At 64.0% G+C, this 23,163-nt stretch carries 23 protein-coding genes, 1 tRNA gene and 1 pseudogene; 18 read left to right on the top strand and 7 right to left on the bottom strand.

What is annotated here, in order from left to right; all coding sequences use genetic code 11:
- Window positions 1–4 precede the first annotated feature (4 nt).
- On the bottom strand, window positions 5–385 hold the full coding sequence (locus tag HJY11_RS04645; RefSeq protein WP_208074834.1) for a RidA family protein: 381 nt from the start codon (window positions 383–385) through the stop codon (window positions 5–7).
- Between the two features lie 192 nt (window positions 386–577).
- Between HJY11_RS04645 and HJY11_RS04650 the strand changes: the two genes are divergently transcribed.
- The 10 genes from HJY11_RS04650 (at window position 578) to HJY11_RS04695 (ending at window position 8,727) form a co-directional block, all read left to right on the top strand.
- On the top strand, window positions 578–997 hold the full coding sequence (locus HJY11_RS04650) for a hypothetical protein (protein ID WP_208074835.1): 420 nt from the start codon (window positions 578–580) through the stop codon (window positions 995–997).
- Entirely contained in the window at window positions 969–1,673 is a 705-nt protein-coding gene (gene deoD / locus HJY11_RS04655; protein WP_208075102.1) for a purine-nucleoside phosphorylase, read from the top strand. Before HJY11_RS04650 ends, deoD (HJY11_RS04655) begins: the two co-directional genes overlap by 29 nt.
- A gap of 28 nt (window positions 1,674–1,701) precedes the next feature.
- Complete coding sequence (deoD, locus tag HJY11_RS04660) at window positions 1,702–2,406, top strand: purine-nucleoside phosphorylase (protein ID WP_208074836.1); 705 nt, start codon at window positions 1,702–1,704, stop codon at window positions 2,404–2,406.
- A 168-nt stretch (window positions 2,407–2,574) separates the two neighbouring features.
- On the top strand, window positions 2,575–3,069 hold the full coding sequence (locus tag HJY11_RS04665) for a YbhB/YbcL family Raf kinase inhibitor-like protein (RefSeq protein WP_208074837.1): 495 nt from the start codon (window positions 2,575–2,577) through the stop codon (window positions 3,067–3,069).
- Complete coding sequence (locus HJY11_RS04670; protein WP_208074838.1) at window positions 3,062–4,282, top strand: FUSC family protein; 1,221 nt, start codon at window positions 3,062–3,064, stop codon at window positions 4,280–4,282. The genes HJY11_RS04665 and HJY11_RS04670 overlap by 8 nt, the downstream gene beginning before the upstream one ends.
- Window positions 4,283–4,394: 112 nt before the next feature.
- Window positions 4,395–4,970 (top strand): hypothetical protein, encoded by a 576-nt coding sequence (locus HJY11_RS04675; protein ID WP_208074839.1) that lies wholly within the window; start codon window positions 4,395–4,397, stop codon window positions 4,968–4,970.
- Between the two features lie 2 nt (window positions 4,971–4,972).
- On the top strand, window positions 4,973–5,533 hold the full coding sequence (locus tag HJY11_RS04680; RefSeq protein WP_208074840.1) for an AAA family ATPase: 561 nt from the start codon (window positions 4,973–4,975) through the stop codon (window positions 5,531–5,533).
- Window positions 5,530–6,006: an N-acetyltransferase family protein gene (locus HJY11_RS04685; RefSeq protein ID WP_368041540.1), complete on the top strand. Its 477-nt coding sequence runs from the start codon at window positions 5,530–5,532 to the stop codon at window positions 6,004–6,006. Before HJY11_RS04680 ends, HJY11_RS04685 begins: the two co-directional genes overlap by 4 nt.
- Before the next feature lie 326 nt (window positions 6,007–6,332).
- Window positions 6,333–7,430, top strand: coding sequence for a 3-phosphoserine/phosphohydroxythreonine transaminase (gene serC / locus HJY11_RS04690; RefSeq protein ID WP_208074841.1), 1,098 nt, complete (start codon window positions 6,333–6,335; stop codon window positions 7,428–7,430).
- Window positions 7,431–7,554: 124 nt separating this feature from the next.
- The gene (locus HJY11_RS04695; protein WP_208074842.1) at window positions 7,555–8,727 is read left to right on the top strand and encodes a phosphoglycerate dehydrogenase; all 1,173 of its coding nucleotides are present in this window, start codon (window positions 7,555–7,557) and stop codon (window positions 8,725–8,727) included.
- 95 nt (window positions 8,728–8,822) lie between these two features.
- On the opposite strand, the gene HJY11_RS04700 is transcribed toward HJY11_RS04695, so the two are convergent.
- Window positions 8,823–10,094: an FAD-dependent oxidoreductase gene (locus tag HJY11_RS04700; RefSeq protein WP_208074843.1), complete on the bottom strand. Its 1,272-nt coding sequence runs from the start codon at window positions 10,092–10,094 to the stop codon at window positions 8,823–8,825.
- 258 nt (window positions 10,095–10,352) lie between these two features.
- Between HJY11_RS04700 and glpK the strand changes: the two genes are divergently transcribed.
- Together glpK and HJY11_RS04710 are read left to right on the top strand one after the other, a co-directional pair.
- Window positions 10,353–11,849: a glycerol kinase GlpK gene (glpK, locus tag HJY11_RS04705; protein ID WP_208074844.1), complete on the top strand. Its 1,497-nt coding sequence runs from the start codon at window positions 10,353–10,355 to the stop codon at window positions 11,847–11,849.
- 144 nt (window positions 11,850–11,993) lie between these two features.
- The gene (locus HJY11_RS04710) at window positions 11,994–12,941 is read left to right on the top strand and encodes a 2-hydroxyacid dehydrogenase (protein ID WP_208074845.1); all 948 of its coding nucleotides are present in this window, start codon (window positions 11,994–11,996) and stop codon (window positions 12,939–12,941) included.
- 65 nt (window positions 12,942–13,006) lie between these two features.
- Here the strand turns inward: HJY11_RS04710 and HJY11_RS04715 are convergent, their stop codons facing one another.
- The 5 genes from HJY11_RS04715 to HJY11_RS04735 form a co-directional block, all read right to left on the bottom strand.
- On the bottom strand, window positions 13,007–14,290 hold the full coding sequence (locus HJY11_RS04715) for an HD-GYP domain-containing protein (protein WP_208074846.1): 1,284 nt from the start codon (window positions 14,288–14,290) through the stop codon (window positions 13,007–13,009).
- Between the two features lie 189 nt (window positions 14,291–14,479).
- The gene (locus HJY11_RS04720; RefSeq protein WP_208074847.1) at window positions 14,480–15,154 is read right to left on the bottom strand and encodes a hypothetical protein; all 675 of its coding nucleotides are present in this window, start codon (window positions 15,152–15,154) and stop codon (window positions 14,480–14,482) included.
- A 147-nt stretch (window positions 15,155–15,301) separates the two neighbouring features.
- A tRNA-Met gene (locus tag HJY11_RS04725) sits at window positions 15,302–15,378 on the bottom strand.
- Window positions 15,379–15,465: 87 nt separating this feature from the next.
- Complete coding sequence (locus HJY11_RS04730; protein WP_208074848.1) at window positions 15,466–15,762, bottom strand: hypothetical protein; 297 nt, start codon at window positions 15,760–15,762, stop codon at window positions 15,466–15,468.
- 87 nt (window positions 15,763–15,849) lie between these two features.
- Entirely contained in the window at window positions 15,850–16,620 is a 771-nt protein-coding gene (locus HJY11_RS04735) for a TatD family hydrolase (protein WP_208074849.1), read from the bottom strand.
- A 498-nt stretch (window positions 16,621–17,118) separates the two neighbouring features.
- Here HJY11_RS04735 and pyrB point away from each other — a divergent pair.
- The 6 genes and pseudogenes from pyrB to HJY11_RS04765 form a co-directional block, all read left to right on the top strand.
- Window positions 17,119–18,033 (top strand): annotated as a pseudogene (gene pyrB, locus HJY11_RS04740) (aspartate carbamoyltransferase); the annotation flags it as partial.
- Window positions 18,034–18,236: 203 nt separating this feature from the next.
- On the top strand, window positions 18,237–19,433 hold the full coding sequence (locus HJY11_RS04745; protein WP_208074851.1) for a dihydroorotase: 1,197 nt from the start codon (window positions 18,237–18,239) through the stop codon (window positions 19,431–19,433).
- Between the two features lie 57 nt (window positions 19,434–19,490).
- Window positions 19,491–20,369, top strand: coding sequence for an orotidine-5'-phosphate decarboxylase (pyrF, locus tag HJY11_RS04750; RefSeq protein WP_438820424.1), 879 nt, complete (start codon window positions 19,491–19,493; stop codon window positions 20,367–20,369).
- Entirely contained in the window at window positions 20,344–21,087 is a 744-nt protein-coding gene (locus HJY11_RS04755; RefSeq protein WP_208074852.1) for a dihydroorotate dehydrogenase electron transfer subunit, read from the top strand. The genes pyrF and HJY11_RS04755 overlap by 26 nt, the downstream gene beginning before the upstream one ends.
- 5 nt (window positions 21,088–21,092) lie before the next feature.
- Entirely contained in the window at window positions 21,093–21,998 is a 906-nt protein-coding gene (locus HJY11_RS04760; protein WP_208075105.1) for a dihydroorotate dehydrogenase, read from the top strand.
- Window positions 21,999–22,044: 46 nt separating this feature from the next.
- The gene (locus tag HJY11_RS04765; RefSeq protein ID WP_208074853.1) at window positions 22,045–23,163 is read left to right on the top strand and encodes a carbamoyl phosphate synthase small subunit; all 1,119 of its coding nucleotides are present in this window, start codon (window positions 22,045–22,047) and stop codon (window positions 23,161–23,163) included.

A 23,163-nucleotide genomic window follows, 5' to 3' on the forward strand; every position in this document is an offset into this window, starting at 1 on the left:
TGGGTTAGGCGCGCACGGCGACGGCCTCGATCTCCACCAAGCCGCCCTTGGGCAGGGCGGCCACCGCCACACAGGAGCGGGCGGGGAAGGCCCCGTCAAAGTACTTGGCGTAGACCTCGTTGACCGCGGCGAAGTTGCCCATATCGGTCAAAAAGATGGTGGTCTTGACCAGGTTGGCGGTGCTCATCCCCTCGGCGGCGAGGATGGCGCAGAGGTTTTTCAGCGAGCACTCGGCCTGCTCGGCCACACCGGCGGGCATCTCCCCGGTCTGCATGTCGATGCCCAGCTGGCCGGAGATGTAGAGGCTCTCCCCTGCCATGACGGCCTGCACGTAGGGCCCGATGGGGGCCGGCGCCTGTTCGGTGAGTACGGTTTTGCGCTCCATAACGATTCTCCCTTTCTCTTCTGGCGCCGGCCAGCTGCCGGTCGCCCGTTTCGTCCCGGCCCTGGGACGGGGGCAATTTCCCCCTTTTTGCCGCAGCGCCGGTGTCTAAAAAAAGTATAGCAAAAATTGCCTTCCAGGGAAAGGACGGCCGTCCAGATGCAGAAAAATTTTTGCAAAATAGGGCGAAAAGGGGTGGGAAAACTTGTGCATGCGATTGCACTTTTGAATCTTCTGGAAGAAGTGCATAAATTTAAAAGAGGATTGTTATGGAAAGGCACAAATCGCCCCATGGAAACAAAACTTCTCTTAACAAATGCCGGCAAATGTTGTATCATACAAAGTAGGATGTTGTACCAATCCAGACAGTTGTGTGGAAGCGTTTTGCGCGGCTGTCCGCCCCTTTTTATGCCCTTTGCGGGCCGAAAAGAGCGCCCCTTGCTAGCCGGGGGCCGGCGGGCCGGAAAACGGGTGCGGCACCGGGTAAACGGTTTGCTGCCCAGGGGGGAATTTGCCCCGCCGGGGCTTGTTGCCGTTTGGGAAAAAACAAACCGCAAAGGGAGGAAAACAATCAATGGAGATGAAGATTACACCGCATATCAATCCAAAAGCTGAGATCGCGCCCCGCATTCTTCTGCCTGGCGATCCGCTCCGGGCGAAATACGTCGCCGAAAATATGCTCGAGAACGCCGAGCAGTTCAACGAGGTCCGCGGGGCCCTGGGCTTCACCGGCACCTACAAGGGCGAGAAGGTCTCGGTCATGGGCACCGGCATGGGCATGCCCCAGGTCTCCATCTATGTCACCGAGCTGATGAAGTTCTACGGCGTCAAGACCCTCATCCGCATTGGCACCTGCGGCGGCATGCTGCCCGATATGCAGCTGATGGATCTGATCCTGGGCACCGGCGCCTGCACCACCAGCGGCATCAACCGCCACATCTTCAACGGCGACTTTGCTCCCACTGCCGATTTTGAGCTGCTCAACAAGGCCTACGAGATCGCCAAGGAGAGAGAGATCAAGACCTACACCGGCCTGATCCTGTCCAGCGATATGTTCTACGGCGAGAACAAAAAAGAAGACGGTGAGATGTGGAAGAAATACGGCGTGATTGCCGGCGAGATGGAGGCTGCCGCCCTGTACACCATCGCCGCCAAATACCGCTGCAGAGCCCTGACTATGCTGTCGGTCAGCGATGGCCCGTTCATCGACAGAGACCTGACCTACGAAGAGAAAGAGAAGGGCCTCAAGAATATGTTCGAGGTCGCCCTCGACACCGCTATCGCGTTTTAAGACAACATAAAAAGGGAGGAATTCGATTATGAGTTTACATATTGGCGCCAAACCCGGCGATATTGCTGAAAGCATCCTGCTCCCCGGCGATCCCAGAAGAGCGAAGTACATTGCCGACACCTTCTTCGAGAACCCCGTCAAATTCAACGACGTGCGCGGTATGTGGGGCTTCACCGGCACCTACAAGGGCAAGAAAGTCTCCGCCATGGGCACCGGCATGGGCATTCCCTCCATCAGCATCTATGCCAACGAGCTAATCAGAGAGTACGGCGTGAAGAACCTGATCCGCGTGGGCACCTGCGGCGCCATGCAGGATCACGTCGGCCTGAAAGACGTCATCCTGGGGATGGGCGCCTGCACCGACAACGACTTCAACCACCATGTCTTCAACGGCATCTACTGCCCCACTGCTGACTTTGAGCTGATTCGCGCCGCCTACTACACCGCCAAGGAGACCGGCGTCGACGTGAAGGTCGGCAACATCTCCTCCGGCGATATGTTCTACGGCGAGTCTGACGAGAAGTCCGGCCGCTTCACCGAGTACGGCGTTCTGGCCGGCGAGATGGAGGGCGCTGCCCTGTACACCATCGCTGCCCGCGAGCACGTTCGCGCCCTGACCATCCTCACCGTCACCGACCACCCCAGTGGAAACCTGACCCCCGAGGAGCGCGAGCTGACCCTGAACACCATGCTGCAGCTGGCCCTGGACACCGTCATCAAATTCCAGGATTAGTTTTCTGCCTGAAAAGGGGCACGGCCATCCGGCCGTGCCCTTTTTTGTTTTGATCCGCTTTGCCCTACTTTGCCTTGTCTTGCCCCGCCCCTTCTCTTTTGGGGGGCGGCGGGGTATAATAGAGGGCGAAAACAGGGGCGCGGGAGCGCCGGAAAGGGAGTGGGCGCGGTGTATGTGACCAGCAGCGGCGTGGTAGAGGGGGTCATTGCCGATCGCTTCGGCAAGCGGGGGGAACAGTTTGGTCCGGGGGAGATGCCCACCTACTCCCTCCCCCTGCAGATTTGCGATCCGCCGCAGGGAACCCGGTGCTACGCCCTGGTGCTGGAGGACCGGGACGCCTTTGCAGTGACCCCCGGCTTCTCCTGGATCCACTGGACGGCGGCCAATCTGCAGCGCGATTTTCTCGAGGAGAACGAGAGCCTTTCCGCCCGCGATTTTGTGCAGGGGGTCAACAGCTGGATCAGCGAGGGGCTGCCGCTGGAAAGCTGCACCGGCTACGGCGGCATGGCGCCCCCAGACTTTCCCCACCAGTACGAACTGCGCGTCTACGCCCTGGACAGTCTTCTCCCCCTGGAGCAGGGCTTTCTCTACAACGAACTCTACCGGGCGATGGAGGGACACCTGCTGGACAGCTGCTCCCTCAAGGGCTGGTACCGTGCGTGAGTGGCTGGCCCCGCCCCGGGTGGGGATGCGGATGGTGAAGACCGCGGCGGCGGTCTTTCTCTGTTTTGCGATCGACACCTTTCGGGGTGGGGGGATCCCCTTTTACTCGGCCATTGCGGCGGTTCTCTGCCTGCAGCCCAGCTGGCAGAGCAGCACCCAAAAGGCCCGGGAGCGAACGGTGGCCACCGTTCTGGGCGGCCTGGCGGGGATGTTGGTGTTGGCGGCGCAGCGCAGCTGGTTTCCGGCCATCCCCGATCTTTTGTGGTACGCCCTGGTGGCGGCCTGCCTCATCCCCCTGCTCTCCCTGACGGTGGCCCTTAAAAAGCCGGCGTCCGCCTACCTCTCCTGTGTGGTGTTTATGAGTGTCACCGTCAGCCACGGGGGAGATGAAAACCCCTACCTCTTTGCCTTTCACCGAATTGTGGACACCCTCATCGGCATTCTGGTGGCGCTGGCGGTGGGCGGCATTCGCCTGCCCCGGCGGGATGGCGGTTGCCTGCTGGCGGCCGACCTGGAGGGGCAGCTGGCACCGGGAGGAGAGCTCTCCCCCGCGGTGCGGGTGCGGCTGACCCGGCTCTGCGAGGGGAGAACGCCTCTGGCCGTCTGTACCGCCCGCTCCCCTTCGGTGGCGCTGGACCGGTTGACAGGGATCCCCCTCACCGCCCCCTTGGCCGTGCTGGGCGGCGCGGCGGTCTGCACGCAGACGGGGGGCGACTTTTTGTGGTCGGCCCCCCTCTCGCCGGAGGGAGAGCGGGCTGCCCGGTCCCTCCTGGATGGGGTCGGTGCCGCCGGGTTTTGCTATTTCCTCGACAGGGAGGGGCTGCAGATCGGCTACGGCCCCGCTTTGCGGCCGGGGGAGGAGGCACTGCGCCAAGAGACCCGCGCCCTCCCCCACCGGCACTACCGCTTCTTTCCCGCCGGGGCGAGGGGCGAGGGGGCGGTGCTGGGCTGGCTTGCCCTTCTGCCCCAAAAACAGGCCGAGGCCGTCCGGAAGGGAGCTGCCGGCGAGGTGCGGGCGGACTGCTATCCCAGCGCAAAACTGGGGGAGAACTGGGTGTGGCTGCACAGCCCGGAAGCGGGTTACGGCCCGGCCCTGGCGGCGATTGCCCGCCAGCTGGAAGCAGCCATCCCCGCGCCCTTCTGGCCCCCTGCCGGCCTGACGGGGGAGCGGGCGGTGCGCGCCCTGGAGAAACGGGTCCTTGGCGGCCGCTGACCCTTTCCCAAGGGCGTCCGGCTGTGGTATCATGGGAAAAAAGAGCGGGGCGGCCTTGCGCCGCCTGTGCGTCCGGCCGCAGAGCCTGGGCGCAGGAGAGGAGTGTGCGGCGATGCCTGGATGGGGTTGGGCCCTGCTGGCCCTGGTGGCGGTTGCCATCTTACTTTTTGCGGCGGTGAAGGGGCTGCAGCGGCTCTGGTGGGGGATGCGCCACTCGGCAGTCGGCCTGGCGGCCGATGTCATCCGTGCGGCGGTGGGGCAGGAGGGCGAACTTCCCCCCGAGCCCCGCTCCCTGCAAAATGGCGACAGCATCTACGGCCCCCAGATCCAGCGGGATTTCACCGGTTTTAACATTGCCCGCGCCAAGGAACTGGCCGAGGGGGCGGTGCGCCGCGCCTGCCCCGGTGGCACCGTCCGCAAGACGGTCATCAGCGGCTACGACCGGCGGGCAGAGCGGCGGGTCATCACCTTTCAGTGCGGGGTGAAGGACGGCCAGAAGGAGCGCAAGTTCGAGGTGGACTACTGCTACCAGGCCCCGGGCTTTGGGCAGGGCGAGACGCCGGAGGTCTGCCCCCGCTGCGGCGGCCCCATCCCCGCCGTCCACGGGGGCAACTGCCAGTTCTGCGGGGCAAGGCTGGATTCGGCCATGGAGGGCAGCTGGGAATGGGCTCCCTGCCGGGAGGTGTAGCGGTGAAGCTGGTCATTTTGACAGGTCCCCACGCGGTGGGGAAGATGACGGTGGGCCAGGCCCTGGAGCGGCGCACCGGCCTGCGCCTCTTCCACAACCACGAGAGCTTGGAGCCGCTGCTCCACCTCTTCCCCGACCGGCCCGACATCTGGGGCCCTTTGAGCGACCAATTTCGGTGGCAGGTGTTTGACGCTTTCTCCCAGATCGACGCGGCGGGGCTGATCTTCACCTATATGTGGGCCTTCGATGTCCCCGAGGACCGGACTTACATCCAGCGGCTGCGGGCCCTGTTTGAGGGGCGGGACGCACCGGTCTATCTGGTGGAACTGGCGGCGGACCGGGCGGTGCGGCTGGCGCGAAACCGCAGCGAAAACCGGCTGCTGCACAAGCCCTCCAAGCGCGATCTCCGGCAGTCGGAAGCCCTGTTTTGCCAGTTGGAAGGGGCGCACCGGCTGAATTCTCTGCCGGGGGAGATCGACTGGCCGCACTACCTGCGGCTGGACAACACCGCCCTCTCCCCGGAGGAGGCGGCTGAGCGCATCTGCGAGGCCTTTGCGCTGTGAGGCCGGGAAGAGAGGGGGCCGGCAGAGGGGAGTTGGCGATCCGGCCGGTCACGGCAGAACTCCTGCCCGCGGTGCTGGCCCTGCGGGTGGCCCCCGGGCAGGAGGGGTTTATCGAGACCACCGCCCAGTGCCTGGCCGAGGCGGAGGAGGAGCCCACCTGGCGGCCGGTGGCCCTCTGCGACGGCGGGCAGGTGGTGGGCTTTGCCATGTACGGCCGCTACCGCAACTACCGGCGGGTCTGGCTGGACCGGTTGCTCGTCGACTGCACTTGCCAGGGCAGGGGGTATGGGCGCGCCTTTTTGGGGATGCTGTTGGAGCGGCTCTTCGCGGAGTACCGGTGCGACAGCATCTATCTTAGCCTGTTTGACGACAACCGGCAGGCCCTCGCCCTGTACGAGTCCTTTGGTTTTGCCTTCACAGGCGAGCGGGATACGGGGGGAGAAGCGGTGATGCGGCTGCGGCGGGCGCCGTGACAAAAAAGGATCAACCATCTGGTGAAAAAGACAGTCCCTCCCCGAGGGACTGTCTTTTTGTTGTGGACAGTGATGAGAGACAAAGGGAAAAGTCCTTGTGCGGAGGACAGTTTTGCGCGAATTGTAAACAAATTACCTGGAATACAGCTGAAATGTGAGGTCTTTTTTAGGGAGAAAGCGGATGGACGGTGGAATCCAGCCACCGTATAATAGGGAACAACCCCCGGGCGGAAAGGCCGCCCGGGAGAGAGGGCCGGCCCCGCCATCCCCGCCCCGTCGGGAGCGGGTGGAGCCGTGTACTCCATCACTTTTTAGGAGGGACATCAATGGCAACCAACCGCGTGTACAACTTCAGCGCAGGCCCGTCTATGCTGCCCGAGTGGGTATTGGAGCGGGCCTCTTCAGAGATGCTCTGTTACGGGTCTTCCGGCCAGTCAGTTATGGAGATGTCCCACCGATCTAGTGCCTTTGAGCAGATCATCGGCGACTGTGAGGCCTCTCTGCGCCGCGTGCTCTCCATTCCCGAGGGGTACAAGGTCCTGTTTTTACAGGGGGGCGCATCCAGCCAGTTCGCCATGGTGCCTCTAAACCTGCTCACCCGTTCGGGCCGAGCCGACTACGTGATCACCGGCCAGTGGGCCAAAAAGGCCTGGCAACAGGGCCGTGTCTACGGCGAGTGCCGGGTGGTGGCCAGTTCAGAGGATCGCACCTACAACTATATCCCCCAGCTGGACCCCGCCCAGCTGGACCCGGCGGCCGACTACCTGCACATCTGCTACAACAACACCATTTACGGCACCGCCTTCTCCTCCCGCACCCTGCCGGCGTCTGGCAGCGTGCCCCTGGTGGCGGACATGTCCTCCTCCATCCTCAGTGAGCCGGTGGACATCTCCCGCTTTGGCCTCATCTACGCCGGGGCCCAGAAGAACATGGGCCCCGCCGGCCTGACGGTGGTCATCATCCGGGAGGATTTGATCGGCCACGCCATGGAAAAGACCCCCATTATGTTTGACTACAAGACCCACGCCGAGGCGGGCTCTATGTACAACACCCCGCCCACCTACGCCATCTACATCTGCAAGCTGGTGCTCGACTGGCTGCAGGGCCCCATGGGCGGCCTGGAACAGATGGCGCGGCGAAACCGCGAGAAGGCGGAGCTGCTCTACGACTATCTCGACCAGAGCCGCCTCTTCTCCCCCACCGTGCAGGGGGAGGACCGCTCCCTGATGAACGTGCCCTTTGTCACCGGCGACCCGGCGCTGGACGCCGCCTTTGTGAAAGAGGCGGAGCAGGCCGGACTGGTCAACCTCAAGGGACACCGTTCGGTGGGCGGGATGCGGGCCTCCATCTACAACGCCATGCCGATCGAGGGCGTGAAAGAGTTGGTGGCGTTTATGCAGGCGTTTGAGTCAAATCACCGGTAAATTGGACAGGGGGTGCTTGGCCGCAGGGCGAAGCGCCCCCTTTTTGTCTCCCGACAGCAGCCCACTCCGGCGCTGCAAACACAGCACCCCAAAATCAGACAGATGAGAGAGGAAGCGCATATTGATGTACACTGTCAAAACCCTCAACCAGATCAGCCCCGCAGGCCTTCGCGCCTTTGACCCCGCCCGCTTTGTCCTGGACGACGGCGCCGTGCGGCCCGACGCCCTGCTCTGCCGTTCGGCAGACCTGCACCAGTACCCCTTTGACCCCCATCTGGCAGCCATCGGCCGGGCCGGAGCGGGGGTGAACAACATCCCGGTGGAGGAGTGCAGCCGCCGGGGGATCGCCGTCTTCAACACCCCCGGTGCCAACGCCGGCGCGGTGAAGGAGATGGTCCTCTGTGCCCTGCTTCTTTCCTCCCGCAAAATTCCCGCCGCCCTCGCCTGGGTACAGGGGCTCAAGGGAGAGGCGGATTTGCAGAAAAAGGTGGAGGCCGGGAAGAAGGCCTTTATCGGCCCCGAGCTGAGCGGCAAGACCCTGGGCGTCATCGGGATGGGGGCCATCGGCATCCAGGTGGCCAACACCGCCCGCCACCTGGGGATGGAGGTCGTCGGCTACGACCCCTACATGTCGATGGAGGCCGCCTGGAAGGTCTCCCGCCAGATCGCCCACGCCGCCAGCCTGGAGGAGGTCTATCAAAACAGCGACTACATCACCCTGCACGTCCCCTACACCGCCACCACCAAGGGGATGATCGACGCCGCCGCCCTGGCGCAGATGAGAGACGGGGTGCGGCTGCTCAACTTCGCCCGGGGCGAGCTGGTGGACACCCCGGCCCTCCTCGCCGCCGTCGAGGGGGGGAAGGTCGCCTGCTACGTGACCGACTTTGCCCAGGAGGAGCTGTTGGGGGTCGAAGGGGTCGTCGTCCTCCCCCACCTGGGCGCCTCCACCCCAGAGAGCGAGGACAACTGCGCGGTGATGGCCGCCAGAGAGCTGATGGACTACCTGGAAAACGGGAACATCAAGAACGCGGTCAACCTGCCCGCCTGCCGGATGGCCCGCTCGGGCCGGGTGCGGGTCTGCGTCATCCACAGAAACATCCCCGCCATGATCACCCAGATTTCCAGCGCCCTCAGCGGGGCGGGGCTGAACATCGAAAATCTGGTCAACAAGTCCCGCGGCGAGTACGCCTACACCATGCTGGATCTGGCCGATGAGCTGCCGGGTCCGGTAGAGGGGGCGATCCAGGAGATCGAAGGGGTCGTCCGGGTGCGGGTTCTCCCCCGCTGCGAATAGGGCAGCCAACAAAACGACCCCTCACAAAAGGCCGGAAGGAGTGTTCCTTCCGGCCTTTTGTTATATTTAGCAAAAATAATACAGATGGGAATGAGTCACTTTGCAAAGACGCCGGTCAAACCGGTGCGGGCGACCCGCTCGGCGATCTCCCCGCCGTCCACCGAGCCGAGGCCCAGCCCCTCTAGCCGCTCCCAGAGGACCGAGCCGGAGAAGGTGTATTTCTTCCGCCGCCCCTCGGCGGTGGCCATCTGCTCCCTCACGTAGGCGACGGCCTCCCCCACCGCCAGGGCGCGGGGAAGGATGAGGGGCGGCTGGCCCGCCAACTGGCGGGCGGCGTTGTGCCCTGCCAGGGTGCCGGTGACGATGGCCTCGGTGTGTCCCACCAGCAGCCCTGCCTTTTCGCCGGCGCAGTAGAGGTTGGCTACCCCCTCCACCCGCAGGGCGTCGTCCCGGGGGGCCATGGCGAAAAAGCGGAGGGAGTTCCCCTTCCCCCCGGCGTAAGGGTCCTCGTAGCGGGCGTTTTCAAACCCGGGCACCTGTCGCAGCTTTTCCAGGGGGAAGGTGGGGGTCATCAGCTTGGCGTGGCCGGTGTCCAGCAGGATGAGGTTGTCGCGGTAGCTGGCCTGCGCGTACTGCTGGCAGGCCTTTTGGGCGAGGCGATCCTCCCGCAGCGGCGGGGGCAGGGGGATCACCGCCACCCCATCTCGCTCCAACGTCTCCTGCAGTGACCGGCTCAGGGAACCCTTGTGCAGCTTGCAGGAACCGCTCATGGCGCCGGGCCCGCCCCCCGCCTTCTCCCCCACCCACTCGGCCACCCCGCAGAGGCCGGTGAGGCTGACCCGCCCCCCAAAGCTGGGGCAGCGCAAAACGCACATGGCGCAGCCGTTTCCGTAGCGCTGGCAGTTGCCCATCGGCCCGGCGGTGCCGGTGGCGTCGACAAAGGCGTCGGCGGGAAAGCGGCGGCCGTCGCTGCAGAGCACCGCCTGCAGGCGGTCCCCCTCCCGCTCGACCCCGCTCACCCGGGCCTGAAAGACCACCTCCACCCCCAGGGAGCGCAGGTGCCGGAGAGTCTCCCCCGGAACCAGCCCCACATCGTAGAGGGTGGCGTGGGCGTGACCGGGGAAGGAGATATTCCGGTGCCGGGCGCAGCGGTCGGTGAGGGCGAAGAACTCCCCCGCCCCCAGGGCTTCCATCTCCAGCGCTGCGGCAAGGCGGCCGTTGTTTTGCATGATCCCCCCCACCAGCCCAGTTCCCAGCAGCATGTCGGTGCGCTCCAACAGCACCGCCCGCGCCCCGGCCCGGCGGGCGCTGCAGGCCGCGGCGCAGCCGCCCCAGCCGCCCCCGGCAATCACAACTGTCTTTTCCATTTGCAGGCACCTCCCATTCCCCACCAGTATGCGCCGCCGACCCCGCGCAATTTGCCGAAGGGGCGGCGGCCGATTTGCGCGGTTTGCCCTGTGGGGATTTGTGCCTTGTGCCAAAACTGCCGCGCCGCCGTTGACACCCCCGCACAGGGGCCGCTATACTTGAAAAAACGGCGGTTTTCCCCCGCGCCCTGCGAGGGGAGAAACGCCCTGCGCCGGCCCACGGGCGGGGGCAGGAGCAGAGGAAGGGGAGAGGCGGCAATGAGCCGTTACATCATGGCGCTGGACCAGGGGACCACCAGTTCCCGCTGCATTTTGTTTGACCGCGAGGGGAAGATGGTTTCCCTGGCGCAGAAGGAGTACACCCAGCACTTCCCCCAGGCGGGCTGGGTCGAGCACGACGCCATGGAAATTTGGTCGACCCAGATCGGGGTGGCGCAGGAGGCCATGTACAAAATCGGCGCCACCCACCGGGACGTGGCCGCCATCGGCATCACCAACCAGCGGGAGACCACGGTGGTCTGGGACCGGCGCACCGGCGAGCCGGTCTGCAACGCCATTGTCTGGCAGTGCCGCCGCACCGCCCCCCTCTGCGATGAGCTGAAGGCCCAGGGGCTGGAGGAGTGGTTTCGCGCCAAGACAGGGTTGCCCATCGACGCCTATTTCTCCGCCACCAAGGTGCGCTGGATTCTCGACTCGGTGCCAGGGGCCCGGCAGAAGGCGGACGCTGGGCAGCTGGCCTTTGGGACGGTGGACAGCTGGCTGATTTACAACCTGACCAAGGGGCGCTGTCACCTGACCGACCTCTCCAACGCCTCCCGCACCATGCTCTTTAACATCCACACCCTGGACTGGGACGACGAGATTTTGGAAAAGCTGCAGATCCCCCGCTCCATGCTGCCCCAGGTCTGCCCTTCCAGCGGGGTGTTTGGGTTTACCGATCCCTCTATCTTCGGCGGGGAGATCCCCATCGCCGGGGCGGCGGGGGATCAACAGGCGGCCCTCTTTGGGCAGACCTGCTTTGCAGCAGGCGAGGCCAAAAACACTTACGGCACCGGCTGTTTCCTCCTCCTCTGCACCGGGGAGAAGCCGGTCTCCTCCAACCGGGGGCTGGTCACCACCATCGCCTGGGGGCTGGGTGACCGGGTGACCTACGCCCTAGAGGGCTCGATCTTTGTGGGGGGCGCGGCGGTCCAGTGGCTGCGCGATGAGATGAAACTGGTGGAGTCGGCCGGCGACAGCGAGTACATGGCCCAAAAGGTGCCCGATACCGGCGGGGTCTATGTGGTGCCCGCCTTTACCGGTTTGGGGGCCCCCCACTGGGACCCCTATGCCCGGGGCGCGGTCTTTGGGCTCACCAGGGGCTCAAGCAAATACCACTTTATCCGCGCCACCCTGGAATCCATCGCCTACCAGGTGGCCGATGTGCTGGGGGCCATGAAGGCGGACGCCGGGTTGGAGCTGCAGGCCCTGCGGGTGGACGGCGGCGCCTGTGCCAACGACTTTTTGATGCAGTTTCAGTCCGACATCATCGGCGCGCCGGTCCACCGCCCCGCCTGCATCGAGACCACTGCCCTGGGGGCTGCCTACCTGGCCGGTCTGGCGGTGGGCTACTGGAAGAGCCAGGAGGAGATTCGCGGCAACTGGCAGCTGGCCCGCACCTTTGAGCCCAGAATGGACGAGGCCGGCCGGGCGCGCCGGCTGGAGGGCTGGTCCCGGGCGGTGGCAGCCGCGCAGGCATTTCGGGGAGAGGTGTGAAGCGCAGCTGTTTGCTTCCCGCCAAACAAGGGCGCCCTGCCCGCCTACTTGGAAGGACTGGCGGCGGCAACTGCCCCTTGCGGTTTTTGGGCAAGGGGTGGTATGATACAGGTAAACTGTAAAAGATAAAGGAGTGCTTTCCCTGTGAATATCGTGTTGCTGGAATCCCTGGGTGTCTCTGAGGAGACCCTGAACGCCTGTGCCAAGCCCCTGGTGGAGGCGGGGCACACCTTTGCCGCCTACCCCAAGGACACCGACCCCTCGGTGATGATCCAGCGGGCAAAGGACGCCGACATCATCATGTTGGCCAATATGCCCCTGCCCGGCGAGGTGATCGCCGCCTGTGACAAGTTGAAGTTCATCGATGTGGCTTTTACCGGTGTCGATCACGTGGATCTGGAGGCCGCCCGCGCCAAGGGAATCGCGGTGAGCAATGCCGCCGGCTACTCCACCCAGGCGGTGGCCGAGCTCTGTGTCTGCATGGCCCTCTCCCTGCTGCGCAACCTGCCCCAGGTGTCCCAGCGGTGCCGGACCGGCGGCACCAAAGACGGCCTGGTGGGCAGTGAACTGGGAGGCAAGACCGTCGGCATTGTGGGCACCGGGGCCATCGGCCTGCGCACCGCCCAGCTGTTTGCCGCCTTCGGCTGCAAAATCCTGGCCTATGCCCCCCGCCCCAAGGAAAACGCCAAGGGGATTGTGGAGTATGTCTCCCTTGAGACCCTCCTGCGAGAGTCGGATATCGTCTCCCTGCACTGCCCCCTCAACGACTCCTCCCGCGGCCTGATCGACGCCCAGAAGTTGGGACTGATGAAGTCCAGCGCCCTGCTCCTCAACGCCGCCCGCGGTCCGGTGGTGGATTCCCAGGCCCTGGCGGAGGCCCTCGACAGCGGTGTCATCGCCGGCGCAGGGATCGACGTCTTTGAGGTGGAGCCTCCCCTTCCCGCCGACCACCCCCTGCTGCACTGCAAAAACATCCTGGTCACCCCCCACGTGGCCTTTGCCTCCCGCGAGTCGATGGAGGCCCGGTGCAAGATCGTCTTTGCAAACATCGAGAGATGGCTGGCCGGAGAGCAGGTCAACACCATTTTATAGCATCTAAAAAAGCGCCGTCCCGGCTGGAACGGCGCTTTTTTGCGCGGCGGCGAAGAATCCCCCATTCAAGCGGGACCGGGGTCCGGCTTTGACCGGCCCGCCGCCCGAATCTCGGCGGAGAGGGCGCGGTATTCTCGCAGCACCCCCTGATAGAGGGCCAGAATGGGGGCGCTGCCGGCGCGGGCGCTCGCCATCAGTTGGTCGTAATGGCTGCGGACGAGGGCGGTTACCGTTGGGCAGACGGTTCCGGCTGCCTGCATCTGCTCCAGAATGGCCAGCACCTGCTCCCGGCCATAGGCCTCCTTGTAGCTGCGTTCGCGGGCCAGGGCGCTGACGATGTCCGCCACCGCCACCACCCGTTCGGGCAGGTTCAGTTTGTCCCCCCGCAGCCCCAGCGGGTAGCCGGAGCCGTCCAGCTTTTCGTGGTGGCGCACGGCAATGCGGTAGACGTCGTCGCGGATGAAGCCGCCCAGAATTTCACTGGTGACCGCCACATGTTCCCGCATGACGGCCATCTCCTCCCCGGTGAGCCGCCCGGGTTTTTCCAGGATGGAGACGGGAGTAGACACCTTGCCCAGATCGTGGAGGAGAGCCCCGTAGTAGATGCGCTGCTGGTCGCCATCGCTCAGTCCCAGCAGCCGGGCGATGGCGAGGCTGACGTTGACGGTGGTGATGGTGTGCAGTACCGTGTACTCACTGCGAAAGTCGATGGAGTAGGCGAGCATCTGCAGAAAGGCGCGCTTCTCCCCCTCGTCAAAGGAGAGGCGGGAGGCGGCCACCCAGAGGGGGGCGCAGAGGGCACCCTCCCCCTGGTTCAAGAGCTGCCGCTCACCGTCGGCGCGAAAAAAGAGGTCCACCAGCAGCGGGTCAAAGAGAACTCCCCGCTCCCGCGCCAACAGGGCGGGGACCTCCGCTCTTCGCCCTGATTGCACCAGCACGTCCACCCGGTCGCACAGGCAGATGAGGGCGGCGCCCATCCGGTGGGGGGTATCGATCTGCCGCAGTTCCCGATAGGGACAGTGGTGGTAGAGGACGGCGTCGGCCACCGTCCCCAGGGGGGAGAGGTTTTTGAGAAAGAGGTAGCCGTAGAGGGCGTGTCCCCAGCCACCCTCCCGCTCAAAGGAGAGGAGGCTGTCGATCTCGTCGGTCTTGTAGGCCCCCACGTCGTGAAAGAGGGCCGCCAGCACCAAATCCATCTCCCGGCGGGAGAGCGCCCCGCCCTTTTGGGTGAGGAGGAGCTGGAGGGCCAGGCTGGCGACCCGTTCCCCGTGGCCGGTGAGCCGCCGGTCGACCCGCCCAAGGGTTCGGCAGACGATGTCCACCACGTGTTTGCTGCTGATGATCTCCATCTGCCACCACCCTTCCCCCGCGAAGCGGGGCGTTTTGCGTTGATCTCTCGGTTAGTATACAGCATTTCTCTCAAAATAAAAGGGATTTGCGGAAAGAGGGCGGCGGTGTTTGGCGGGGGAGCGTGTATACAGGGGGAGAGGTTTCCTGCTTACTGGAAAGAGCGCACCCAGGTGCGCTCTTTTTGGCCTCTATTCCACTAAAATGGCGTTGATGGTCTTGATCGCGCCGTTTTCGGCAATCACCATCACGGTGCTGTTGCTGCCCTCGTCAAACCAGATGGAGGTGTTGGCGGAGGTGCGCGGCGCAAAGCCCATGATGGCGGTGGCCTCCGCCAGCGTCATCCCCTCTTTGAGCTGTTTTGCGTGTTCCATAAAAAATTTGCCGTAGGCGTATTGGCTTTGGTGTACCGAGGCGGAGGGGGAGTGGTACAGGGTGCCGCCGATGGCGGCGGTGTAGGTGGCCACCTGCTCTTCGGTAAAGGCGCTGTTCAGGCGGATGAGCACATTGCCTTTGACGATCTGGTACTGCAGCAGGTCCAGAACGCTAAACGAGTTGAGCTTGTCGGCGCGGGCTTTTGCTGCGGCCTCGCTCTTGTAAATCTCCACCGAGCCGCTCTCGGGTTCGCTTTCGTCGTACGCGGTCTCCAGGCGGCTGTCGGCAAAATTGCCCTTCTCCTTGTAATCGTGCGGCCCCTCACCGTTGGGGTCGGTCGCATCGTTATAGACGACAGAATAGGAGATGGGAACCCCCCTTTCCTGCAAACCTGCAATGACCGAGGCGACGGTCTCCCCACTTTTGCCGCACCCCATCAGGGCGGTGCAGATCAGGCACAGGGCAATGGCGCCACACAGCAGTTTTTTCATGATATAACCCCCTTTTATGACAGGATAGCAAAAATTTGTCGAAAAGGGAAGAATAGAGATGTATTTTTCCCCAAAAAGTAGGGCGCAGGTTATGCCGGGGAATAAAAAATTGCACCGTCAGCTCAACGCTGACGGTGCAAATATGGCTGGTTGCGGAGGCAGGATTTGAACCTACGACCTTCGGGTTATGAGCCCGACGAGCTACCAGACTGCTCCACTCCGCGATATATCTCTCAAGTGCAAGATTCATTATAGCACAGGACAAAAAAAAGTCAACACCCAAATGCGGGTGTTGACCAAAAACATTTCGACTAATATTTCTCTTCTTCGTCCTCTTCCTCTGCGGAGGTGTCGCCCTCTTCGGCCGAGGTCTCTTCGGCGGCGCAGTCCTCGCAGCAGCAATCCTCGTCCTCTTCGCCGGAGCAGCAGCCGCACTCGTCGGCATACTCGTCGTCCTCGCCGAACTCATCGGTATAGGCGTCCAGGTATTCGCAGCCGTCGTCGTCGCAGCAGACACAGTGTTTTTTGAAGAACTTGTATGCCAGGTAAATGACCCCTGCGGCGGAAGCCAGCACCGCCAAGGTCGAGAGCAGCTTACTGAATTTCATAGTCGTTCCTCCCTTTCACCTTCAATAGGTTAAACTCATTATAGTATGTGCAGACCAAAAAAACAATACCCGCCTGTGTATAGTTTGTTAATTTATACCATAAATTTCGCGCGCGTTTTTAGCGGAGATGTCACAGACCTCCTGCGGGTCGAGACCCTTGAGCTGGGCGATCACCTCGACGATGTGGGGCAGCATGGCCGAGTCGCAGAGCTGTCCCTCCAGCACCTTGGGGGGCATATAGGGGGCGTCGGTCTCGATGAGCAGCCGCTCCATGGGGGTGGCGGCCAGCACCTTGAGGGCGGTCTCGTTGTATTCCGGCCAGGTGATGTCGCCGTTGAAGCTCACGTACATCCCCCAGTCAAGGACCCGGCGCAGCCCCTCCACATTGCCGGAAAAGCGGTGGACGATCCCCGGCAGTTTGTACTCCTCCAACACCTGGTAGGTGTCCTCGTGGGCCTCCCTGTCGTGGATGATGACCGGCAGCTTCAGCTGCTGCGCCAGGTCCATCTGCCCGCGAAAGATTTTTTCCTGCAGGTCCCGGGGCTCGTCGAAGAAGTAGTCAAACCCCATCTCCCCCAGGGCCACCACCTTGGGCGAGCGGGCCAGCCGTTCCAGCTGGTCCAGATAGTCTGCCGGCGTCTCCAGCACCCAGTGGGGGTGCACTCCCACCGAGCCGTAGACAAAGTCGTACCGCTGGGTCAGTTCCACCACCAGCGGGGCCACCCCCAGGTCGGAACAGCAGTTGAGCACCCACTCGACCCCCTGGTCGGGCAGGCCGGCGAGGATGCGGTGGCGGTCCTCGCCGAACAGGGCGTCTTCGTAGTGGGCGTGCGAATCAAATAGGTGTTGCAGTTTCACGGGGAAGCCTCCTCTTCCGGGCGGCCAGAATCCTTGGGCCACCCAAAAGCGGCCGGGCAGTCTGTCCCCAGGGGAACAGCTGCGCCAGCCGCTGGTTTGCTAAAATGCCCCTCTCTAAAAAGGGAAATAGCTGTTTACACTATATCGGAAAAAGGGATGAGGCGCAACCCAAACCGGGCAATTTGCAAATACTCTGGAACTTTTCACAAAAAAAGCGGTTGTCCTTACCGCATTTTCCCCAGGAAAAAGGTTTCCACACCGTTGCAAAATCGGGCATGACTTGCTAAAATACAACTCAATATGTGGCGCTCTGCGCCGGACAGGAGGGAAAAACAAAACCGGGTTTTGTTCTTCCTTTTCTTTTGTCCGCTGCTTTTCCTTTATAAAGGACGCCCGACAGGAACGCGAGCGGCTGGTGACAGCCGCCTTTGTTGAGACAGGGCCGGTTTTGTTTGCAGAAGACCTCCGGCCCTGCCGCTGCGCAGAAAGGAAATGCCCATGCTTGCAGGAAGAAACCTCATCTCCCCGTCCGATTTCTCCCCCCAGGAGCTGGACGAGCTCTTTGCCCTGGCCGACGACATTGTCAAAGACCCGGCAGCTTACGCCCACGCCTGTGACGGCAAGTTGCTGGCCACCCTCTTTTTTGAGCCCAGCACCCGCACCCGCCTCAGCTTTGAGGCGGCCATGCTCCGCCTGGGCGGCCGCGTCTTTGGGGTACAGAGTGCGGCGGCCTCCTCCACCTCCAAGGGGGAGACGGTGGCCGACACCGCCCGCATGGTCAGCTCCTATGCCGACGCCATCGCCATGCGGCACTTTTTAGAGGGGGCGCCCCGGGCGGCCACCCTTTACGCCGGCATTCCCGTCATCAACGCCGGGGACGGCGGGCACCAGCACCCGACCCAGACCCTCACCGATCTCTACACCATCCGCACCGCAAAAGGCCGACTGGACCACCTGACCATCGGCCTCTGCGGCGATTTGAAGTTTGGCAGAACAGTTCACTCCCTCATCGAGGCCATGTGCCGGTACGAAGGCGTCACCTTCTACTGCATCTCGCCCGAAGAACTGTCTTTGCCAAACTATATTATTGCCCAAATGGAGGGGGCGGGCGCGGCTTTTCATCAGGTGCGCACCATTGAGGAGTGCATCGGCCAGCTGGACGTCCTCTATATGACCCGGGTGCAGGGGGAGCGCTTTGCCGACCGGGCCCAGTACGAGCGGCTGCGCGACTGCTATATCCTCGATGCGGCCAAGATGGCCGGGGCGGGGGACGACACCATCATTCTGCACCCCCTGCCGCGGGTGAACGAGATCGCCACCGAGGTGGACGCCGACCCCCGCGCCTGGTACTTCAAGCAGGCCCAGTACGGGATGTTTGCCCGGATGGCCCTTCTCTGCAAGGTGCTGGGGGTCACCGACGGCCGCCCGGTCACCGGGGCGAAAAACCACCTGGAGCCCACCCGCACCCCAGCGGGGGACCACCCCGGCCACCGCTGCCAAAACCCCAAGTGCGTGGCCTGTGCCGAGCCCACCCAGCCTCCCCGTTTTGTGGAGGCGGGCGGCCGGCTGCGCTGCTGGTACTGCGACCAACTGGCCGATTGAGAGAGGAGAGACCGATGGACCTGCTGGTGAAAAATGGCGTTCTCTGCGACGCAAACGGGCGGCTGCGCGCCGACCTCTACATCCGCGACGGCCTGATCGAGGCCGTCGGCCGGGAGCTGGCTGTCCCCGCCGGTTGCCCGGTGCTGGACGCGGGGGGAAAGACGGTGCTGCCCGCCTTTGTAGACCTGCACTGCCACTTCCGCGACCCGGGCTACACCCAGAAGGAGGACATCACCACCGGCAGCCAGGCCGCCGCCGCCGGTGGCTACACCGCCGTCAACTGTATGGCCAACACCGACCCGGTCTGTTCCTCCATGGAGGGGGTCCGCTACGCGGTGGAGCGGGCCCAGGCTGTCGGACTGGTGGATCTGCACCAGTGTGTCAGCGTCACCGAGGGCTTTGACGGCGAGACCACCGAGCACCTGAAAGCCCTCACCGATGAGGTGCGCTGCATCAGCGAGGACGGCCGGGGGGTGGCCCGCGCCGCGGTGATGGAGCGGGCCATGCGCATTGCCCGGGAAAGGGGGATGGCCGTCCTCTCCCACGCCGAGGAGATGGAGATATCCCCCTACGACTACCGGCTGGCAGAGAACCTGGCCACCGTGCGGGACATCGCCCTCGCCGCCCACACCGGCGCCCACCTGCACCTGTGCCACGTCAGCACCCGGGAGGCCATGGCCGCCATCGCCGCCGCCAAGGATGCGGGGGTTCGGGTGACCTGCGAGGTGGCCCCTCACCACCTCTTTTTCAAGGACAGCGGCTACCGGGTCAATCCCCCCATCCGCCAGGGGGCCGATGTGGAAGCCCTCATCCAGGCCTGCCTGAGGGGGGAGGTGGACGCCATCGCCACCGACCACGCCCCCCACACCGCAGCGGACAAGGCCGCCGGCGCGCCGGGGATGGTGGGGCTGGAGACCGCCTTTTCGGTCTGCCACACCGTCCTCTGCCGGGAAAATGGGCTGCCGCTGGAGGCGCTCTCCCGGATGATGAGCCAAGCCCCCGCCCGGCTGCTGGGGATGAACAAGGGCCTGCTGCGCCCCGGCTTTGACGGGGATGTGGTCCTGGTGGACGAGTCGGCCGCCTATCGGGTCGACGCGGCCAGGCTGCACAGCAAATCCCAAAACACCCCCTTTGACGGCAAGACCTTTACCGGCCGGGTGGAGTGCACCGTCAAGGGGGGGAGGATCACCTACACCCGGGACGGGGAATGACAGATTGGAATAAACAGATAAAATACAACGAACCGTAAAACAAAGGAGGAACCTGCTGTGAACATCTGTATCGCCGACAAACTGTATGAATCGGTGGCGGCCCGCGGCCCCATCTGCGTCGGGCTGGACACCGACATCTCCTATGTGCCCCAGTGGCTGGCTGCAAAGTACCAGACCCCGGGGGAGGCGGTCTTTGCCTTCAACCGGCAGATCATCGACGCCACCGCCGATGTGGCGGGCTGCTTCAAGGTGCAGATCGCCTACTATGAGTCCCTGGGCCTTGACGGGCTGCGCGCCTACAAGGACACCCTGGCCTACCTGCGGGAGCGGGAGCTGATCGCCATTGCTGACATCAAGCGGGGCGACATCGCCAAGACCGCCGAGATGTACGCCATGGCCCACTTCACCGGCGACTTTGAGGCCGACTTTGTCACCCTTAGCCCCTACATGGGGCTCGACAGCGTCACCCCCTACCTCCCCTATGTGGAGCAAAGCGGCAAGGGCCTCTTCATCCTGGTGCGCACCTCCAACCCCGGTCGGGAGGACTTTCAGTACCTGCCCAGCGAGGGGGAGCCCCTCTACGACATCGTCGGCAGAAAGGTGCAGGAGCTGGGCAAGCCCTACATCGGCACCTATGGCTACTCCCCGGTGGGGGCGGTCATCGGCGGCACCTCCTCCCTGGAGGCGGAGACCATCCGCGCCGCCCTGGACTCCACCTTCTTCCTGATCCCCGGCTACGGCGCCCAGGGCGGCAAGGCCGAGGACATTGCCCGCTACCTCTGCAGGGGCAACGGCGGGGTGGTCAACTCCTCCCGCGGGGTGCTGCTGGCCTACAAGAAGGACGGGGATGAAAAACAGTTTGCCGAGGCCTCCCGCAAAGAGGTCCTACGCGCCAGAGAGGAGATCGCCAGTGCCTGCAGCGTATACGGTAAATAAAATTCTGCAAAATGACCGGGTGACCGAGACGGTCTACAAGATGAGAGTCGACCTGGGGGGCGCCCCTCAGCCGGCTCCCGGCCAGTTTTACATGGTCCGCGGCTGGGAGGGGAACGACCCCCTCCTCTCCCGCCCCATCAGCGTCAACGACGCCGATGAGGGAACAGTCACCTTCCTCTACGAGGTGCGGGGGCGGGGCACCCGTCTCCTCTCCCAGCTGCCGGCGGGGGGACAGGTCTCTCTGTTGGGCCCCACCGGCACCGGCTTCCCGGTGGGCGAGGTCAGCGGCCGGGTGGCGGTGGTCACCGGCGGCATCGGCCTGGCCCCCATGGTCTACACCGCCAAATCCCTGCAAAACTGCCAGGTGGACTTCTTCTGCGGCTTTCGCGACCGGAGCTACGAGCTGGAGAGCTTGCAGGGCGCGGTGCGGCGGGTGGCGGTGGCCACCGACAGCGGCCGCGAGGGGCAAAAGGGCTTTGTCACCGACCTCTTCTCGGTGGCCGACTACGACTGGGTGCTGACCTGCGGTCCCCAGGTGATGATGGAAAAATTGGGCCGGGCCTGCCTGGACGCCGGGGTCCGCTGTCTGCTCTCCCTGGAGCGGCACATGGCCTGCGGGGTGGGCGCCTGCCTGGGCTGCACCTGCAAGACCGCCCACGGGGCGAAGTGCGTCTGCAAAGAGGGCCCGGTCTTTCGGGCCGAGGAGGTGATCCTGTGAGCGATCTGCGAACCGACCTCTGCGGGGTGGAGCTGAAAAACCCGGTCATCGCCGCCTCGGGCACCTTTGGCTTTGGGCAGGAGTTCGCCCCCTTCTTCGATGTGGGCCGGCTGGGGGGCATCTCCTCCAAAGGGCTCACCATGGGGGGCAAGTACGGCAACGAGGGGCAGCGCATCTGCGAGACGCCCAGCGGGCTCATCAACTCCATCGGCCTGCAAAACCCCGGGGTCGAGGCCTTTCTGCGGGACGACCTCCCCTTCATGCGCCGCTGCGGGGCCGCGGTCATCGCCAACTTGGGGGGCAGCGACCTGCAGAGCTATCTGGACGGGGCCGCCCTCTTGAGCGAGGCGGACATCGACATCCTCGAACTCAACATCTCCTGTCCCAACGTCAAGGCGGGGGGGATGGCCTTCGGCATCCAGTGCCAGTCGGCCCACCAGGTGGTGTCGGCGGTGCGCAAGGTCTGCAAAAAGCCGCTGATGGTCAAACTCTCCCCCAACGCCGAGAACATCGTCGAGATGGCCCGGGCCTGCGAGGCCGCCGGGGCCGACGCCCTGAGCCTGGTCAACACCTTCCAGGCCATGGCCATCGACGTGGAGCGGCGGCAGCCGGTCTTTGCAAATCTCTTTGCCGGCCTCTCCGGCCCGGCCATCCGCCCCATTGCCCTGCGGATGGTATATCAGGTCTGCGGGGCGGTCAAAATCCCGGTGGTGGGGCTGGGGGGGATCGCCTCTGCCAGCGACGCCCTGGAATTTTTGTTGGCCGGGGCCACCGCCGTGCAGGTGGGGACCGCCAACTTCGTCAAACCCGACATCTGCCTGGACATCATCGACGGCATCGAGCGGTACCTGGAGCGCCACGGATTTGCCGCCGTGGGCGAGATCCGCGGCCTGGCCCGCACCGATCGGTAATATACAAATAAGAATACTAACACCGCTTTATACAGGGAGGCATCACATGCAACAGAATGAAACCAAGAGAGCCTGGCTGGTCCTGCAGGACGGTTCGGTCTACCCCGGCGTCTCCTTTGGGGCCGAGGGGACCGCGGTGGGGGAAACGGTCTTCAACACCGGTATGACCGGCTATCAGGAGGTGCTCACCGACCCCTCTTACTACGGGCAGATCGTCGCCCAGACCTATCCCCTCATCGGCAACTACGGCATCAACAACGACGACATGGAGTCGGGCCGCAGCTGGGTCAAGGGCTACATTGTCAGCGAGTGGTGCGAGACCCCCTCCAACTTTCGGGTGGCCATGGACCTGGACACCTTTCTCAAATCGCAAAACGTCATCGCCATCGCCGGCATCGACACCCGCGCCCTCACCAAAAAACTGCGGGAGTCCGGGGTGATGAACGGGGCCATCACCACCGTGTACGACGAGTCGAAGAAGGAGGCCCTCCTCGAGCAAATTCGCGCTTACACCATTGCCGACGCGGTGGCCGCCGTCTCCTGCACCGCGCCCGCCTCTTTCCCCAAGGCCGAGGGGAGCGAGGGGGACTACCATGTGGTCCTCTGCGACTACGGCTACAAGCGCAACATCGTGCGCTCCCTGCAAAACCGGGGCTGCCGCGTGACCGTGGTGCCCGGCCACACCCCGGCCGAGGAGATACTGGCCCTGCGGCCCGACGGCATCATGCTTTCAAACGGCCCCGGCGACCCGGCGGAAAACACCGCCATCATCGCCGAGATCGCCAAGCTGCTGCCCTCGGGGGTGCCCATCTTCGGCATCTGCCTGGGCCACCAGCTCACCGCCCTGGCCACCGGCGCCGCCACCTGCAAGCTGAAATACGGCCACCGCGGCTCCAACCAGCCGGTCAAGGACCGAGACCTGGACCGCACCTTCATCACCTCCCAAAACCACGGCTACGCCGTGGAGGGGGACAGCTTTGACACCAACCTGGGGCGCATCAGCCACGTCAACGCCAACGACGACACGGTGGAGGGCATTCGCTACGAGCGCTACAACTGCTTCACCGTGCAGTTTCACCCCGAGGCCAGCGCCGGCCCCAAGGACACCGCCTATCTCTTCGACGAATTCATCGACCGCATCAAAGACGCGAAAGGGGACAGATAA

It is taken from the genome of Bittarella massiliensis (ex Durand et al. 2017) (genome assembly GCF_017566145.1).
GTDB classification, from domain to species: domain Bacteria; phylum Bacillota; class Clostridia; order Oscillospirales; family Ruminococcaceae; genus Bittarella; species Bittarella massiliensis_A.